The sequence below is a fragment of the Achromobacter sp. DMS1 genome (assembly GCF_001270295.1).
This window is the reverse complement of sequence record NZ_LHSJ01000001.1, coordinates 51,663-67,502: the sequence shown is the minus strand read 5'-3', so window position 1 is coordinate 67,502 and position 15,840 is coordinate 51,663. Positions and strand designations below refer to the sequence as shown.

The following is a 15,840-nucleotide window of genomic DNA, read 5'->3' as shown; positions in this document are numbered from 1 at the left end:
GGCTTCATCATGACGCGTCCTCCTCAAGCCCTGACCAGCGGACCGGGGTTCTTCAGGTACTGCTCGCGAATCGCCTTGGCCGACCAGAACGCCAGSGCGCCGCCCGCCGGCCCGCGCTAGGCGTCGACGCTAGAAGGACCGGCCGTCGACAGGCCGGACGTCAAGCGACTGCAGGTCCACGCCTTCGAGGCAGCGCGCGTTGACGGCCGCCATGCGGTTGCCGGCGGGATCGACGCCCTCGCCGTAGGGATGGATGCCGCAGACGGGGCAGAAGCGGTGCTGGATGCGCTGCTTGCCAAAGGCATAGGTAGCCAGCTGGTCTTCGGGGGTGGACAGGCGCAGCCGGTCGCGCGGCACGAACCAATGCAGCGAGCCCATCCGCGTGCAGATGGAACAGTTGCAGTCCATGACCTGGGCCAGTTCGCCTTCGACTTCGAAGGCGATCCGTCCGCAGTGGCAGCTTCCCTGGTAGCGCATGGTGTCTCTCTCCGGGTGGCGAGGGCCCCGCCGGTCGGCGCCGCAGGCCCTGACATCGGCAAATTTATCACCGACGGCGGAATCGGGCATGCGCGCCGCGGCGTGCGCTTCAGGCGATGCGCAGCACGTCGGCCAATGGGCGGCGGGGTTTCTGCGGCCACGCTGCGGCGCTCGGGCGCGCCGTGCAGGTTGAGTCCCACGGCGCTGTTCTCGGCGCTGATGGTGACGTCCGGCACCATGACACACCGGCTCAAGCGGCTGGAAAGCGCGGACCTGGTCGGGCGCGTGCCGAACCAGCGGGACGCGCGCAGCATGCTGGTGCAGCTGACGCCCGGGGGCTGACGCTGATCGACCGTGCGGTGGAGGCGCTCCTGGATAACGAGCGCGTGTTGCCGGCCCCGCTGCCGGCGGCCTGGACGCGCACTGATCGACGCTGCTGCTGGCGCCCGAAACGCCCGCCGGCGAACCCCGGCGCTAGGCACGCGGCGCGCCGCGTCAGACCGGCCGTACATAGCGGCGCGCCTGCACGCGCAGGCCGCCCAGTTCGTCTTCCTCGGTGGCGGCGAGGCGCCAGCCCTGCCGTTCGTAGAAGCCGATGGCGCGCCGGTTGCCTTCGATGGCGTACAGGTAGAGCTGTTTTGCGCCGCGCGCCCGGGCCCACCGGGCGGCCTGTTCCACCAGCATCCTGCCCGCGCCGGCGCCCTGGAACGGGCCGAGGACGTGCAGATTGTCGAGCAGCACGCCGCGCGGATCGCCTTCGTCGCGCACGCACGCGAAGCCGATGGGTTCGCCGCCCCGCTCGGCGATGTACACCGCTTGCGGCACGGCTTCGCGCATCCGGCTCTGCCAGTGCACCCGGCGTTCGTCGGCCAGCCCGGTGTCCAGGAATCCGTCGGGCAGCAGGCCGCGGTAAGTCGCGGCCCAGCTGTCGGCGTGCATGCGGGCGATGAGTTCGGCGTCCTGGCTGCCGGCCAGGCGCAGGACGATCGGCGAAGAGGGCATGGGGCGGGTCGGCTCCTGGGACGGTTCCGGGGAGGCGGCTCGGGCGCGGTTGCCGGATGTGGGCGAGGCCCGCGCGGGAGCCGGCCCGCCATGGTAGCGGATCGCGGCCGGTTCCTTCGGCGCTTGCTTGCGGGAGCCGGCCCTTGATGGCGGCGGGCGGCGGGAGCCTGCTTGCGCCGCATGATTTCCGCGCGCGCCATTATTTCCATCGAGATTATTCCCACCATTACGGACAGGGTGGGTTAGCGCGCAACCGGAACATCTTGCACACCGACCCGCCGACGTGGCGGGTTTTTCATTTCAGGATGACTCCAGCACCGGACTTCGCTGGACTACGCCACAGCCAGATACAGCAGGTTTATCAAGGACTTAGGCGAATTCAACATATGCCGGTGCTTTCCGAAACTTGACCCGACTTCCCTTCTGTTGGCCCCTAGAAGGCTCCTGGGAACCGGGTCTCTCCGAGGAGTCATCATGGCAAAGATCAAGCTCACCAAGTCCGCTGTCGATGCGGCACAACCCCAGGCGCAGGCCGTCGAACTCCGGGACACGTTGGTGCCCGGCTTCTTGTGCAAGATTACCCCATCGGGTCGCAAGGTGTTCATGCTCCAGTACCGGACGAACGCCGGCGAGCGCCGCAAGCCCGCGCTCGGTCAGTACGGAGAGCTGACCGTCGAACAGGCCCGATCCTTGGCACAGGAGTGGCTGGCTCAGGTACGTCGGGGCGGTGATCCCGGCGCAGCCAAGGCCGAAGCGCGCAAAGCACCTACCGTCGAGGAGCTGTGCAAGAAGTTCATGGAGGATCACTCCAAGAAGCGCAACAAGCCCAGCACCCAGGTCGGCTATCAACGTGTCATCGACCGCTGCATCATCCCGCTGCTGGGCCGCAAGAAGGTCCAGGACGTGAAGCGCCCCGACATTGCCGGGCTGATGGAAAAGTTTTCGTACAAGCCCACCGAGGCGAACAAGGCGTTCAGCATCTTGCGCAAGATGTTCAATCTGGCCGAGGTGTGGGGCTACCGGCCTGATGGCAGCAACCCCTGCCGGCATATCCAGTTGTTTCCGGCTGGCAAGTCCACCCATCTCATCAGCGACGAGGACATGGGCAAGCTGTTCCGACAGCTCGACAAGATCGAGGCCGAAGGGCTGGAGAACTACGTGGTCCCGTTGGCGATCCGCCTGCAGTTCGAGTTCGCTGGCCGCCGTGGCGAAATCGTCTCGCTCGAATGGGAATGGGTCGATCTGGAGAACCGGCGGGTCGTCTGGCCTGATAGCAAGACCGGCGGCATGTCCAAGCCCATGAGCGAGGAAGCCTACCGGCTGCTTTCGACAGCGCCGCACGAAGAAGGCGCTCGCTATGTGCTACCGTCGCCGCGCCATCCGGGACAACACCTGACCACAGGCGAGTATTACGGCGGCTGGAGCCGTGCGCTCAAAGCTGCGGGGGCAACGCACGTGGGGACGCACGGCATTCGACACCGCTCGGCGACCGACATTGCGAACTCGGGCATTCCGGTCAAGGTCGGCATGGCACTTACGGCGCACAAGACCGTGGTGATGTTCATGCGCTATGTCCACACCGAGGACAAGCCGGTCCGGGAGGCCGCCGAACTGGTGGCGAGTCGGCGCAAGGCAATCACCGGCGCCAAGCAGGAGCCTGCCGAAGCGACGGCATGACCAGGCACCAGGGATTTGCGTCGTCCGCAGCGCCGTCGGCGCTGCTGGGCGATCCGGCTTCAATCCCTGCCTTACCATAGGCATCAGGATTTCCGAGACGCTGTCTCGGAGTTCGAGCGACTTGCGAGCGGCCTGACGGCTGCTACGCTGGGGCTATCGCTGCGCCGGCTTCCTGAAACCCCCGTTCAAGCAAGACGGGTCTCAATTCCTCCAGCGCATTGGCCGGTACACCGAGCCACAGCAGATTGCGGGCGCGAGTCACGGCAACATAGCCGATGCGCCCGACTTCGGTGTCTACGCCGGCCAGCAGCGCATTGGCGTGTTCCCGGTTCGCCAAGTACAGCACAGCATCAAGGCTTTCGCCCTTCGCCTGATGGACTGTGTCCACTCGGATGCGCGGTGCGTCGTCGTTCGCTGCCAAGTCAGCGGCGGTGATCAGCGGGGCATTGGACAACCCCCTTTTTGCGAGCTTGTTGCCCAGGTTGCTGGTGCTCGCCAAGCCGTGGTCTTGTGCGATTTGTGCCAGCAATGTCCTCGTCCGTTCCAACAGCAGCGGATGCCACTGCGTGTCCCCGGTCAATGTCGCGGCCGGTAGCCCCGAATCCGGATTGCGCGTGAATGCCCAAACGAGCCGTCGCAGCATTCGATCACCCGGATAGCGCGCAGGCTGCGTGATCCTTGCCACCAGTCCTTGCGGCGGGTTGGCAAGTAGACCGACGATGCCGGAAGCCACCAGCTTGAACGCGCCGAGATAGTCCTGGTGCCGGTCGCGCAGGATGGCGGCCTGTGCAAGAGCCTTGACGGTTCCCTGGCCTGGCGCCCCTTCGTTGCCGCCGAGCTTGTTGGCCATGTCCCGGGCGCGGCACAGCACGGCTGAGCGTTCCAGCTTCAGGTCGGCCGCCAGCACCGCCGCCTGGAAAGCGGCGATGAGGTTCTCGCGTTCGGCGTTCCGGTAGGACACGAAGAAAGCGCCATGCGTCGTATCGGGCACTAACCTGTCCGCGGTGTCTGCTCGCGTTGACAGCCGATTGGCCAAATCCAAAATCGCTGGCACAGACCGGAAGTTCCTGGTCAGGTGGAGACTGTTGACACCTTCCCGCTGACCGTACCGTGTCAGGAATGCCCCATTGGCACCGGCGAACTCGTAGATGCCTTGGTTTGGATCACCGATCAACGAGACCTGGCAGCCCGCACCGACAAGCTGCTCAATGATGGCCTGATGAGCCGTACCGATGTCCTGCGCTTCGTCGATCAGAATATGCGGATAGCGGCGGACAAGGGCGCGCAGGATGCCGGGCTGTTCTGCCAGGGTGCGGTAGCACCAGTAGCGCCCGAGGTTGTGTGTATAGGCACCTACCTGTCCAAGACGATGCACTAGGCGCGTCGCTTGCGCGGTATCCAGCCTAAGCGTCCGGTCGTTGTCCGCGTAGCAGAAATGGACACCGTTGTTGTCGATGCCAACTTGCATCTGCGTGATCTCGCGAGGATACGTGTTCGTCTGGAACCTGAAGCCGCCCAGGAATGCTTCCCCGCCCATCACAAGGAATGCGGCCTGCTGCGCACTCATCGTGCGATACGCGTGTGGGCGCAGCACGTTGCCGGTGATGAAGGTGTCTAGCGTGTCGATCTCGACGCGGCCGTGGGCGACGCTGGAGGGCACCTTCTGGACCAGATTCTGGTATTCGCGCCGAAAGGTATCCACGGCGACATTGGAAAATGACAGGAGAGCGACGCGACCGCGGTTGTCACCGAGTTGTCGGCGCATCTGCGCCAGCCGGCGTACGGCGGTGAACGTTTTGCCGCTGCCAGCGCAGGCAACTACGGACATCGGTGCGATTGGTGCGCCGATGACCTGCAACTGCTCTTCGGACGGCTGGGCCACTACTCGGGCTCCTTGACTTGGCAGGCGTGGGTGATTGCCTCGCGGATGTAGTCCGGCACTACGCACGCGGCGCCATCGGCAATCACCTGCGCGAGTGCCTGGCCGAAGCGGCCTTTCTGCACGTTGTTTTGCGGGCGCTCAAACATGCCGCTGAAAAGGGCGCGCGCCTTGGCCGCATCGCCTTCCGCGGCTTCGACCGCTACTGCGACGGTTTCGCCGATCTTCGGGTGCAGTTCCTTGAGAGCCGCCAGCATCGCGACACGGTTGTCGGCATGCAGGGCCAAGTCGTATTCGAATGTCTTGAGACCGTGGAATACCTTGACGAAGGCATCCTCGCCTTCCTTCATCTTGGCGGTGTTGTCCGACACCTTCACAGCAGTACCGGGCGCGGGGTAGGCCGCCTGCGGTTCTCCGTCGCCGTCGGGTTCGCCGACCGGGTCCGCGTCTGTTATGACAGCGACCGGGATCTTTAGTGCCTTTTCGCCGAACAGCGGCAGGAACGAGTCGAAGTTCAATCCTTCGACGCTGATCAGGCTGACGCCGTGTTCGCGCAGCCTATGCCCGCACTTCTCCGCCAACACGCTCACCAGCATCAACTCGGCCGCGCCTTCGACGAAGATCACACGGCGGGCAAAGAACAACTCGGCACGGGTCACGTCGAGGTAACGTTCCAGCTTCTCTCGCTTCCCCTTGCCGAAGGCGATCGTACGCGGAAAGAATGTCTCCACGGAGCTCCCCGTATCGACCAGGCAGGCAAGGCTGTCGAGATCGGCGATGCTGGCGAAGTTGGGGGAGTGGCTTGTAACGAACAACTGGACAGGCTTCTCGCCCTCGACGGCCTTGATAGTCCCCAGATAGTCCAGCAGTACCGCCTGAAGTTGCGGGTGCAGGTGCGCCTCCGGCTCCTCGATGATCAGGCCTCGATAGCTTGCTTCCGGGTTCTTGGCCAGCTCACTGAGCACGACGGCCATGAAGATCAAGTTGTTGAAGCCAAGCCCGTTCTGCTCAATCTCGAACGTGTCCACCACCAGCGACAGGCGCGACGCCAGCCGCTGAAAGTCGCTACCGCTCAGGCCAAGATCCAGAATTTGGGCAAGCTGCGGCCCAAGCATCGTGCCGTGCCGGTTCTTGATGGCTGTGTGAGTGTTGACGACAGGCTCGTGCTTCTTCAACTCCTCGTCGAGCTTCTTCAGCGCGTCGTTGATGCCATCACGTCCCGCGTCGTCAGCCAGGAGCTGAAACAACCGGGCCAATTGGCTGGTGCGACTGGGCTTGAGTCCTTGCGAAGCGTCCCGCAGCGGTGGCAGATAGACACCGCGCAAGTTCTCCATCATGTCTGCGGTCAAGCCCATGTCCTCGTGGTCGCCACACCAGCGCTTGGCACGCAGCCTTCCCGTCTTGTCGGCTTCCGAGTAGCGGATGGTGATATGCGCTTCGAGCTTGCCGAGTGCGTCGGGCTTCAGCGCTGCCAGGAAGTCGGCCTCGTCATCCGGGTCCAAATCACGAAAGACGTACTGGAACTCGATGTCGCCCGCCGGAGCACTGCCCTTGGGCCGGTGCATATCCTCGCTGTCGAGGCGCGGGTACGGCTCATCATGCCCCGCAAGCAGCGCACGCAGTGCATCGACGACAGCGGTCTTGCCGACGTTGTTAGAGCCGACCAGAACGTTCAGTCCAGGCTGGAAGCTCAGATCAACTTTCTGTAGTTTCCTGAAGTTGGATATTCTCAGTTGTGCCAGATACACCGATGATGTCCTCCTGCGGCCTGTTTCGTGAGTCGGTCGGCAGCCAAGATTGTCGTGTCGGTGTCACGACAATTGGCTTCCGAGAGCACACGTGGTTCGGCCGGCCACCACTACTCCATTGATCTCCAACTACCCGAGCAAAGCGCGTAGGTTGTCGCGAACGAGGTTGGCCACATTGGTCGCAGGCAGCCCATGCAAACGGCCCAGCGACTCCACTACGCCCGCTACATCGGCCGGCTGCGAGGGTCTGTCGCCGGCGCGAGTGAAGGGACCGTCGGTTTCCGTCAGCATCCGATCCAGCGGGATGGTCTGCATCATTGGCGCGTGTTTCTCATTGCCAAGCATTCCTGCGTTGATCGAGAAGTAGCAGCCCAACTCCAGCGCACGCTTCGCCTCGCTCTTTGTCCCGGTGAACCAATGAAGAACGATCTTGCCGCGCTCGGGTGGCAGATGCGTCTCGACAAGATCAAGTACCGCCTTGGCTGACCTGATGCTGTGGACGGTGATCACTTTCCCACGGGCCTGAGCGCAGCGCTGCAACACATGCTGGAATACGCGCTTCTGCGCATCGAGTGACTTGAAGAACCGGGGGCCAGCGTCCAATCCGACCTCACCGATGTAGCGCGTCTCCGCAAGGTATCGATCCCACAATTCGATTTCGTTTTCACGCTCCGCGACCAACTGCGGATGCAGCCCCAGTGCCGCTCGAACATGCTTCGTTCGCTGCGCGAGTTCGTGATTGCGAGGCCAGGCGAGCGGTGTTGTCGTCACCGCCAGCGTGAACACGCCGGCCGCCTCCGCGTCCCGAACTGCCACGGCATGGTCCGGGTAGAGATCGAGGTGGCAGTGGAAGTCCACGAGGCCGGTTGAAGAGATCATGCACGCATCCTCGTCAACTCGGTTTCGCCTCGGTGCCATCAATGAGCCGCGCAACTTCGCCAAGGCCGCGCCGATAGACATCGGCAAGCTCATCCAGATGCTCGGCTTCGTCAGCAAGCGAGCCCGGTTTGTGAATCAAGAGGTTTGCGAGCTGCGGTTTCTCCCTTAAGCGCTCGATCGCGTACTGAAACGACCTGACCTGTACTCCGGTCGCTTGGCGCGTATTCAACGGCTGGGCGTGAAGGTCGGATACGGTGTACGTCGTCGGATCGCTTCCCGTACCCCATGCTGCCTCCAACGCTGCGCGGCGGATCAGACATGGCAGACAGTAGCCGCAGTGCTCGATGCCATGCCCTAGCCATCGGGCTTTGGCGGGGGACGAGCACGACAACGAATCTGGCGCCAGCTTCTTCAAGAGGGCTGGGTTGCGGCAGGCTGCGGCCATCTCGCCCTTCGTCTTGTCCCAGTACGGATTCTGAACTTCTCCGTTGATGCCGAGTTCGCCGAGTAGGTCGTTCCACCTTGCCATGTAGTAAGGATGCGTAGTTCGAGTGCTGTTCGAGCCCAGCCGCAAAGGGTCCAATGGCACGTTCAGAGCGATCAGACCATTCTCGGGTACGCGCAGTACAAAGCGGTGCCCCAGCCCAGTGCCCGCGAACACGCCGAGTGCGAAGAACAGGAACGACCTGCCGCGCGTGCTGTCTTCCGAGCCAACGTCGGCCACCAAGCCTTTCTTGAAGGTCATGCCGACACGCAGCCGCTCGAAAGACGACTTGGCATACTGCTTTCTCAAACCCGTGAACAATTTGCCTTGCGCGTCGCTGATTGAACCTTCGCCAAAGTGACTGATCAGTAACGGCGTGGCACCATCCTCCAACAGGTCGATGGCGCCAATCAGGCTGTCCAGTCCTCCGGAAAACAGGCTGACGGAATCAAAGGGGAGAGCGATCAGGCTCGGAGGAACTGCCTGGGCGATCGTCGCGAAGCGAGCCGGACGTGCTCTGAAGCCAATCGTCCAGCGATCGCCTGTCAAGAAGTCAAGCGACCTCTTCAGCGTCGGTGCTGCTGCGCTCCAGCGAGCTGGATCGCTGACTGGAACAACCAGCCGTATTTCGCGCGTCCACGAATCCTGTGACTGATCGGCACGAGAGATGCGTGTGTCGGCCGCATGGACATGAGCTGCCAGCACCAGCAGGTCAATGCCGATCTCCGAGGGGAATACGCCGATCTTCTTCAGGCTGGTGAGCGCGCCACCGAGACCGTGGTCCAAGGACTTTTCGCCGATGACCAATTGCAGGTAGGTTCGCTGCTCATCGGCGCCTACCGTTACATCAACGTGGTCGTCAGGGCCGAAACGGCCAGCCAGGAGTTGCCGCTTCATTGATTGGCCTCCGCATCACCCAAGGTCTGCAAGATCGCGAATGCGGACTCGTACATGGCGTCCACGAAGCCCTGAATTCGTTCGGGCGTGAGATTGGGTGTCTCTGTCCTGGCACGAGTGACCGCGTCGCTTACCCCGCCTCGGATGAAGTCGCGCAACTGCTGTTCGACGCGGTGTGCAGCCTGCGCGTCCGCTGGCATGGTCACGGCCTTGGTGCCAATGTCGTTGCAGATGCGCGCCTCGATCGCATGGGTGGCATACAGCTCGAAAACCGTCTGCATCTGATCCGGGGTGAACGTGGCAAGGTCGGTGAGACCTTCGCTCGCCAGTTCAACGATGGTTTCGATGTAGGCCTCGCGGGCGATGCCTTCATCGACCGTTCCCGCGCCCGGACAAATGTAGTCGGCCAGGCCCACGAAAATTTCGGTGATCGGGCGACCCGCTAACGATTCCAGGTCCAGCGCTCGCAACGCCTCGCGCACACCCCGCGTTTGCGCATCGGTCAGGAAGCCGAGGAGCCGCGCGCCGGAACCCCGAGAGGCGCCCATGCGTTGGGCAGCTTGGCGCGCGCCCCCGGCGGACGTCGAGACGTACTTTGAGACGGCGCGGCCCAGGCTGGCCCGGTCGCTACCGCCGGAGCCCGCGAATCGTGTGAGGTTAGAGCGAGCACCGGCGAAGCGTTGCGGGTCCGCAGTCCGGGGAATGGGCGGGCGGTTCGGCGGCACCGGTGGCGCAGTACCATCCGCGGGCGCCTGGCCGTCTGGACCTGCCCCATTGCCCGGAGGGGCAGTAGGAGCGTCACCGCCACCGGCGTCGCCCAGCCATGAAGGAACAAGCGGTGTTCCGCCGCCAGGGCCGCCGTAAGCTGTCGAGGTTCCCATCAACGGCCTCCCTTCAGATCCCTGAGCACTGCTTCGGCGCTTGCCTTGAGGCCGGGGTTGTTGGTGACCTTGCCCCAGTCTCCCAGCAGCTTCGTCAGGCGCGTGGCGCATTCGGTGTCTTTGATGACACCCTGCCAGCCGCTGACCGCCCAAGGCCCGCACTTGCCGCTTGGCAGTGCCTCCAGGAAATCCATCAAGTGGGTCTGAAGGCCGGGCTGGGCCTTCACGAGGACAACAAGGCCTTCGACACCCGCCGGCCTGGTGTCGAAGGCTCCCGTGCTCATGATCTTGCTGCGCACGGCCTCAAACACCTTCTCGGCTTCGGGCTGCACGAGCTGCTTCAACTCGGCGTCGTAGCCTTGGACGGTCATCTTGCCCCCGAACAGCTTCTCCACCACGCCAGCCAAGTGACCCAACACAGACACCGGGCCGAAGTAGTCCTTCTTGTCCTTTGTCACGAACAGGTAGGGGCGCAGATCGAGCCCCGACAGCTTCGGCGAAAGGTGCGCCCAGTCGCGCACCGTCTCCAGCGACTTCCACTCGGTCAACACGGCGCTGTCGGGTGCGGGCGGGGGCTCGCTGGTCTTATGCCCCTTGGGCTCACTCTCTTTGTCACCAGCCGTCGCCAAACCCGTTTCCAGCGCTTCCAGGTCTTCGCACAGCCCTTGCGGATGGACCGCCGCAACGAACGCGATCTGCTCGAACAACCTCGGGATGAAGCGTTCCGCGAGCATGAGCTTCGCAAGCACGGGGAGCTTGATGTCGTCGCCGAAACCGCGTGCGATCGCGGTGCGCTCGCGCAACAAAAGCGTGTTGAGAAAGCGCTTGATCTGTCTCGGGTTGCCCTTCGTACCGCTAGCCAGGATGGGACCGATCTGGTCGCTGAGCGCAAGCGCATTGTTCGCCTTCTCGGCCTGCTTACCGAGTGTCGCCTTGACAGTCGCTACGTCCAGACCGCCGCTGGTCCAAGGCCGCTTCAGCTTTTCCCTAGCGACGGCGATCAGCTTCCCATAGTCTGCGTCGTTCTCGCCGATCTCGGCGCCGGTTAGCAACAGCGTGACGTAGATCCGCGTCTCGGCCTCTCCCAAGGCCGGGATACGGAACGGAACCTGGATGAGCTTTTCGAGATAGTTGCGGGCGTAGTCGCGCGGGCCGGTGCTGTCTGGCAGATCGGGGAAGTGTTTGCGCACCGCGTACTCGATCATCGCCTCGTCGGCCGCGACGACGAACGCCGTCCGCGCAGTGAACACGAACAGCCGGATGGCTTCGAGCGTTTCAATGGCGGTGTCGGGCAGGCAACGGTCGAGGTCATCGATCAGGACAACGAGCTGGTTGATGCCTGCGTCTTTCAAGAGCTGGTCGAACGCCTTGCGGAACGCCTCCACTTCCTCCGGCACATTCTTGGACTCGTCCGGCTTCAGCAGGGCCTTGGCCTCATCGATGGCCGTCGAGATGTTCTCTTTTGTCACGAGCTTGGCGGGGTCTGCCACCAGCGCTTCGAGCGAGCCGACGACGGCTCCGATTTGCTCGGGCGTCGGGATACCCGTGAAGGCGGTCAAGGCCAAACCACCGGCTCTCTTGGCGACCTTCAGCCAGTCGATGCGGCGGAAGACATCCTTGACGGCCACAGCCGCCTTGTTCAACGCTGGTCGTTTCTCGACCAGGCCCGTGACGATCCCTTCGATCAGGGCTATCTTCGCGTCCTCAAAGCCTTGAAAACGCCACCCATTGAATTTGAGGCACAGGACATCGTTCTTGTCTGCAAAGCCCGCCTCGATCATTTCGAGCACGCTGGACTTGCCCGCCCCCCAGTCGCCGTGCACGCCGATCGTCACCGGATGATCGGGCTTGGCACGAAGCAGCCCGACGATCGTGGCAGCGATGGCCTCGTTGTTCAGCAGGTCGACTTTGGTTTCGTTGTCGGTCAGGATCATTTCCCTTGTCCTCTTCCTCGGTCCGCGTTCGGCAACGCCATCAGCAACGAGCGGATCGCCTTGCATATCACGTCGCGTGGTCCGTGCAGCCTGAGTCCTATTGTCAGTTCGAGCTGCACACCGATGCCGCGTCGTCCCCGATTGCAAATGTTCTTCGGGTCTGTGGCGGGAAACGGGTGATCCTCGCTTTGGGCATCGACTCCGATCCCATGCATCGCTTCTCTGATCGCCAGCTTCAAAGGTCCATCAAGCCCGCCGAGGAGAACTCGTTGATCATCGCCGCCGCATCCGTGAATCGCAACGACGTAATCGCACTTGGACAGGAGTTCCAAACAACGCGGTTCGTCGAACCGATGGCTTGTCAGGTGCAACGTTGAATAGTTGCCGGACTGCCTAATTCCTTCAAAGGAGTAGAGATTGAAGTCTCCTCCAGCAACGCCGCAGGCGATGTCCGACGTGTACTGCTCAATCCTTCCTCCATGTGGCGCAATGACAGCGATTGACGACGCAGCGACCGGACGCACAAGCACTCTGTAGTCCTCACCTTCGGCTTGGGCTTTGGCTAGATCGGCATAGCCCCTATAGCTGGAGGCGAGGCTGCTCATTCTTGATTCCAGTGGATCTTTGACAGGTTCTTGGGTGACATAGCGATCGCCTGCATCTCAGAGCTTCTTCTCGGCACCGGATATGGGATGGACGTAGATGAGCCCTTTGGTTTGTGCCGCCTTGACTTTGTGATCGATCATCTCCCGCAAACTCAGGTGCCCTTCCAGTACCAAGATCAGATCCTCGCCGTCGATGAATAGCGTTTGAAGTTCCTTGCCCATTACGAGGCTACGAATAACCTCTGAACTAAAGCCATTCACTGAAATGAACAGGCCGCGTCCGTATAGTTTGCCCGCCACTTTGCCGGCAAACTGGTAGACGGGCTCGTTGCTTGCAGACCGTTCCTGCCACTTCGCTTCAATCAGATAGTGTTCCCCGTCGAACTTCACTGCGCCATCGACCTGCTCTCCGTTTACGCGGAAAGCCTCGGTGGTTTCCAGATGAGAGAGGCGTGACAACTCGGCCAAGATCCGTTCCAGCGCGTACCCGCGCTGCTGCCGTGAGGTCTTGTCGGCGAGGAGATCGAGGTATTCGGCGCGTAGTTGATCGAGCGACGCCGTGGGTTGCTGGCGAGCTGCATCCTGTGCAGCTCTGCGCTCGCGATCGGCCTTGATCTTGGCGTCTCGAATTTCCTGCAGTTGGCGGAGATGCTCCAGATTCTTGTTGGCTGTGCTGCGGTCCAGCTTGCGTAGCTTGTCGAAGTAGTACGGGTCGAAATGCGACCAGCTTAGTAGCGATTGCAGCATCGCCCGGAACGGGCCAAGGCCGTTTTCAGAACGTGCTGCGAGTGCGGAGAACAGGGCATCGACCACTTCATGCCGCTTGAGCGCATGCTCGCCCTCGAGCTGCAAAGGCGCGATCTCCGCCTTCGTGCATCCGTGCTTCTCGAAGAAGCCCACGATATCCTTGCGTGGCCAGAACAGGGACAGGATGCAGTCCTTCATACAGCCTTTGATGTCAGCGGGAAAGCTCATGTCGCTGACCCTTGATCGATCCTGGCCAGCAGTTGCTCTATCACGTCACTGGCCTGCCGCTGCCGCAGTGCCTGTGCTTCGCGCAGATCTGGCTCGTCGCTTTCACCGAGCTCGAACCTGGCGACCGATACGGGGCCATCCTTGCGATAGCCCTCGGTTTTCTCGTCGCCCGTGAAACGGCTGCGCAGGATCACCAGCGAGGCCTCGATGACGGCACCGTGCTTGCCGCGCCGCTCGTTGCGGAAGGCTTCGGCCACGGCGGCCATGCCCTCGGGCGCGTGCTCGATACAGTAGATCAGATCATGCGCATCCTTGCGCTCGAAGCGCTGATCGAACGCGAAGGACTTCAAGCAGGTGAAGCTGACGAGATTGGCGTGCTTGATCTTCTCGGTGGCGATGCCGTTGCCGCCCAGCAGTTCGGCCTGGATCTCGGTGACTTGGTACAGGTCGAAGACGATGGACGAGTGCGGGATGTTCAGGGCCGAGATCGTCCCTTCGGTCGGCAGCGGTTGTACCTTGCCGCCAACGAGGTCCGGCGCATCCGCCAGCAGTTCCAGCACCATCAGCGCACCATGCTCGGTGCGCGTCTGCCAACGCCACGAGAGCTTCTTCCCGGCTTCGTTCTCGGCACGCTCGAAGCCCATCTTCTTGAGGTTATCCTCCAGCGTGTGATAGGCCTCGGTGTCGGCCAGGATTTGCAGGTCGATCACGATGTCCACATCCAGCGTGCCGGCGTGCGCCGGCACCGCGGGCGGCCGTGCGGCGACGAGATACCGCGGCGTGAGCCCGCCGACCAGGTAGACCGAATCCTTCCACGGTCCGAGACCGCGCAGCAGCGTCACGAGGACACGTTCGCAGTCCACGGTGTACTGGTCGCTGTAGCCGTCGAGCGTTGCGGGCTTGGCCATCAGAAGCCGATCCTTTCTTTGCGGAAGTGCTCGGCCATTTCCTTGGAGCGGCCTTCGCCACGCAGCAGGTCGAGATAGATCTGGATTGGGCTGGCCAGCCATAGGCCGTCGATCTGCTCGCGGAACAGCAGTTCGCCTGACGACTTGGCTTCGATGACCCCCAAATTGGCGCCCTCATTGACGACACGTGCGTCCAGGTCACCGATCGCCGCATCGGCGTTCCCGCCGATCAGCACGCGCACCCGCACTTGGGAGACATGAGAAATGAACGGCGCATAGCGCTGCGCGGCGGCTTCGTGGCTGATCGCGTACTGGACCTCGTGCGCGTCGAAAACCTGGCCGATTCGCGTCGCCAGCGTGTCTGCCTTCGTGCCCGGCACGTAGTACCGCCGCACAGGTGACGGACGGATGGTGACGAGCTGCTTGGCCCATGCGTCCAGCAAGGCCGCCGGCTCGCGAAGGTGGCGCTCCTTGCCCGGGCCTTGCCCACGCACCACCAGCCAGTCGAAGCGCTCCAGTTCGGTCAGCACTTGGGAGGCGGTGGCGGGCGACACCGTCGCCTGCTGCGCCAACTCGGTGACGCCGAACCACTTCTGATGCCGTACCAGCAGGGCGTGAAGCACCTGGGCACGTCGCCCGGTGAACAGCGTCCGCACCGATTTCGCCAGGGCTTTGGGGGGCGGCTTGTCGATATAGAGGTACGCACCGGGGGCGGGTAGGTACAGGCTGCCGCCGCTGTCGTAGTAGCCGACGCGCTCGCTTCTGAGCAGTTCCTTCGCGCCGGGAGAGATGGACTCGGCGACGAGGAGTGGCAAGGGGTTCTCCCGCTGCCCGGTGGGCCTCCCGTGGCTCGCCGCCCGGAGTTGCCAGATTACTTGGCGGGCATCTCGCGGAAAGACGACCTTCTTGGCTTCAAGCAACAGGACGAAGGGCTTCCCAGCAACGCGCAAATCGACCTGGGCGTCGTACCCGCGATCGCTGTGCTGGGCGGCTGGCTCCTGGGCGAGGTCGGCCTCTACCTCGGGTAGCTCCCGCAGGGCGTCAACCAAGCGCGCGATCAACTCTCGTTCAGGCAGGGTGGACTCAAACATGCAGCGCGGAGCCTTGTTCACTGTTCAGTAAATATGCGAACTCTACCGAAAATTCAGCCGAATGTCAATTTTTACTGTGCAGTGAAAGAGCGACGGCAGCCTACAGCCCATGCCGAGCCCCCTGTCGGGCGTCACGGCGTTCCGCCGGCGGGCTCGCGGGCTGCGCCCCGCGCTCCGTGCCGAATCGCGGCCATTCGGCTTTGACCCCTGACGCCTCCGGCCCTCCCGGGCCTGCGCGCTCCGCTTACCGGAAACCCCGCATGCGTGGGGTGGTGTGAGGGGGCGATCTTGCTATGTCTCTTCACCGTATCACGGCGTTCTCGCCGTGCAAGGGCTGCGCGCGCCTTGCGCGCTTGCGTCCTGGCGGCCGTCTGCGACCCCTGACTGCTGCGCTGCGCCGTGA

General features: G+C 63.0%; 13 protein-coding genes and 1 pseudogene. 2 read left to right on the top strand and 12 right to left on the bottom strand.

All coding sequences use genetic code 11. The annotated features are described in order from the left end of the window. Nucleotides 1-129: 129 nt before the first annotated feature. The gene (locus tag AD428_RS00350; protein WP_053243695.1) at nt 130-477 is read right to left on the bottom strand and encodes a GFA family protein; all 348 of its coding nucleotides are present in this window, start codon (nt 475-477) and stop codon (nt 130-132) included. A 156-nt stretch (nt 478-633) separates the two neighbouring features. On the opposite strand from AD428_RS00350, the pseudogene AD428_RS00345 reads away from it, so the two are divergent. Next, a pseudogene (locus tag AD428_RS00345) lies at nt 634-890 on the top strand (MarR family transcriptional regulator); the annotation flags it as partial. Between the two features lie 82 nt (nt 891-972). On the opposite strand, the gene AD428_RS00340 reads toward AD428_RS00345, so the two are convergent. Further along, the gene (locus AD428_RS00340; RefSeq protein ID WP_053243694.1) at nt 973-1,479 is read right to left on the bottom strand and encodes a GNAT family N-acetyltransferase; all 507 of its coding nucleotides are present in this window, start codon (nt 1,477-1,479) and stop codon (nt 973-975) included. Between the two features lie 474 nt (nt 1,480-1,953). Here AD428_RS00340 and AD428_RS00335 point away from each other — a divergent pair, with 474 nt between their 5' ends. Further along, nucleotides 1,954-3,156, top strand: a complete 1,203-nt coding sequence (locus tag AD428_RS00335; RefSeq protein ID WP_053243693.1) for a tyrosine-type recombinase/integrase — start codon at nt 1,954-1,956, stop codon at nt 3,154-3,156. A 142-nt stretch (nt 3,157-3,298) separates the two neighbouring features. On the opposite strand, the gene AD428_RS00330 is transcribed toward AD428_RS00335, so the two are convergent. The 10 genes from AD428_RS00330 to AD428_RS00285 form a co-directional block, all read right to left on the bottom strand. After that, nucleotides 3,299-5,038 carry a UvrD-helicase domain-containing protein gene (locus AD428_RS00330; RefSeq protein ID WP_033879763.1) on the bottom strand — a complete coding sequence of 580 codons (1,740 nt, stop codon included), beginning with the start codon at nt 5,036-5,038 and terminating at the stop codon, nt 3,299-3,301. Continuing rightward, nucleotides 5,038-6,783 (bottom strand): ATP-dependent nuclease, encoded by a 1,746-nt coding sequence (locus tag AD428_RS00325; RefSeq protein ID WP_053243692.1) that lies wholly within the window; start codon nt 6,781-6,783, stop codon nt 5,038-5,040. The genes AD428_RS00330 and AD428_RS00325 overlap by 1 nt, the downstream gene beginning before the upstream one ends. 129 nt (nt 6,784-6,912) lie before the next feature. Then, nucleotides 6,913-7,662 carry a Qat anti-phage system TatD family nuclease QatD gene (gene qatD / locus AD428_RS00320; RefSeq protein ID WP_053243691.1) on the bottom strand — a complete coding sequence of 250 codons (750 nt, stop codon included), beginning with the start codon at nt 7,660-7,662 and terminating at the stop codon, nt 6,913-6,915. A gap of 13 nt (nt 7,663-7,675) precedes the next feature. Continuing rightward, a complete protein-coding gene (qatC, locus tag AD428_RS00315) occupies nt 7,676-9,043 on the bottom strand; it encodes a Qat anti-phage system QueC-like protein QatC (protein ID WP_033880212.1) in 1,368 nt (455 codons plus the stop codon). Beyond that, the gene (gene qatB, locus AD428_RS29055; protein WP_033880213.1) at nt 9,040-9,924 is read right to left on the bottom strand and encodes a Qat anti-phage system associated protein QatB; all 885 of its coding nucleotides are present in this window, start codon (nt 9,922-9,924) and stop codon (nt 9,040-9,042) included. Before qatB ends, qatC begins: the two co-directional genes overlap by 4 nt. Further along, complete coding sequence (gene qatA, locus AD428_RS00305; protein ID WP_033880214.1) at nt 9,924-11,858, bottom strand: Qat anti-phage system ATPase QatA; 1,935 nt, start codon at nt 11,856-11,858, stop codon at nt 9,924-9,926. Before qatA ends, qatB begins: the two co-directional genes overlap by 1 nt. Further along, complete coding sequence (locus tag AD428_RS24105; RefSeq protein WP_082308184.1) at nt 11,855-12,463, bottom strand: poly-gamma-glutamate hydrolase family protein; 609 nt, start codon at nt 12,461-12,463, stop codon at nt 11,855-11,857. Before AD428_RS24105 ends, qatA begins: the two co-directional genes overlap by 4 nt. Nucleotides 12,464-12,520: 57 nt before the next feature. Next, a complete protein-coding gene (locus AD428_RS00295; protein ID WP_053243690.1) occupies nt 12,521-13,438 on the bottom strand; it encodes a restriction endonuclease in 918 nt (305 codons plus the stop codon). Further along, nucleotides 13,435-14,346 carry a hypothetical protein gene (locus AD428_RS00290; protein ID WP_053243689.1) on the bottom strand — a complete coding sequence of 304 codons (912 nt, stop codon included), beginning with the start codon at nt 14,344-14,346 and terminating at the stop codon, nt 13,435-13,437. The genes AD428_RS00295 and AD428_RS00290 overlap by 4 nt, the downstream gene beginning before the upstream one ends. Then, the gene (locus tag AD428_RS00285) at nt 14,346-15,437 is read right to left on the bottom strand and encodes a hypothetical protein (RefSeq protein WP_053243688.1); all 1,092 of its coding nucleotides are present in this window, start codon (nt 15,435-15,437) and stop codon (nt 14,346-14,348) included. Before AD428_RS00285 ends, AD428_RS00290 begins: the two co-directional genes overlap by 1 nt. Nucleotides 15,438-15,840: the final 403 nt, after the last annotated feature.

Coding starts and splice junctions, on each gene's coding strand:
- AD428_RS00350 (WP_053243695.1), bottom strand. CDS start 477: ATGCGCTACCAGGGAAGCTGCCACTGCGGACGGATCGCCTTCGAAGTC.
- AD428_RS00340 (WP_053243694.1), bottom strand. CDS start 1,479: ATGCCCTCTTCGCCGATCGTCCTGCGCCTGGCCGGCAGCCAGGACGCC.
- AD428_RS00335 (WP_053243693.1), top strand. CDS start 1,954: ATGGCAAAGATCAAGCTCACCAAGTCCGCTGTCGATGCGGCACAACCC.
- qatD (WP_053243691.1), bottom strand. CDS start 7,662: ATGATCTCTTCAACCGGCCTCGTGGACTTCCACTGCCACCTCGATCTC.
- qatC (WP_033880212.1), bottom strand. CDS start 9,043: ATGAAGCGGCAACTCCTGGCTGGCCGTTTCGGCCCTGACGACCACGTT.
- qatB (WP_033880213.1), bottom strand. CDS start 9,924: ATGGGAACCTCGACAGCTTACGGCGGCCCTGGCGGCGGAACACCGCTT.
- qatA (WP_033880214.1), bottom strand. CDS start 11,858: ATGATCCTGACCGACAACGAAACCAAAGTCGACCTGCTGAACAACGAG.
- AD428_RS24105 (WP_082308184.1), bottom strand. CDS start 12,463: ATGAGCAGCCTCGCCTCCAGCTATAGGGGCTATGCCGATCTAGCCAAA.
- AD428_RS00295 (WP_053243690.1), bottom strand. CDS start 13,438: ATGAGCTTTCCCGCTGACATCAAAGGCTGTATGAAGGACTGCATCCTG.
- AD428_RS00290 (WP_053243689.1), bottom strand. CDS start 14,346: ATGGCCAAGCCCGCAACGCTCGACGGCTACAGCGACCAGTACACCGTG.
- AD428_RS00285 (WP_053243688.1), bottom strand. CDS start 15,437: ATGTTTGAGTCCACCCTGCCTGAACGAGAGTTGATCGCGCGCTTGGTT.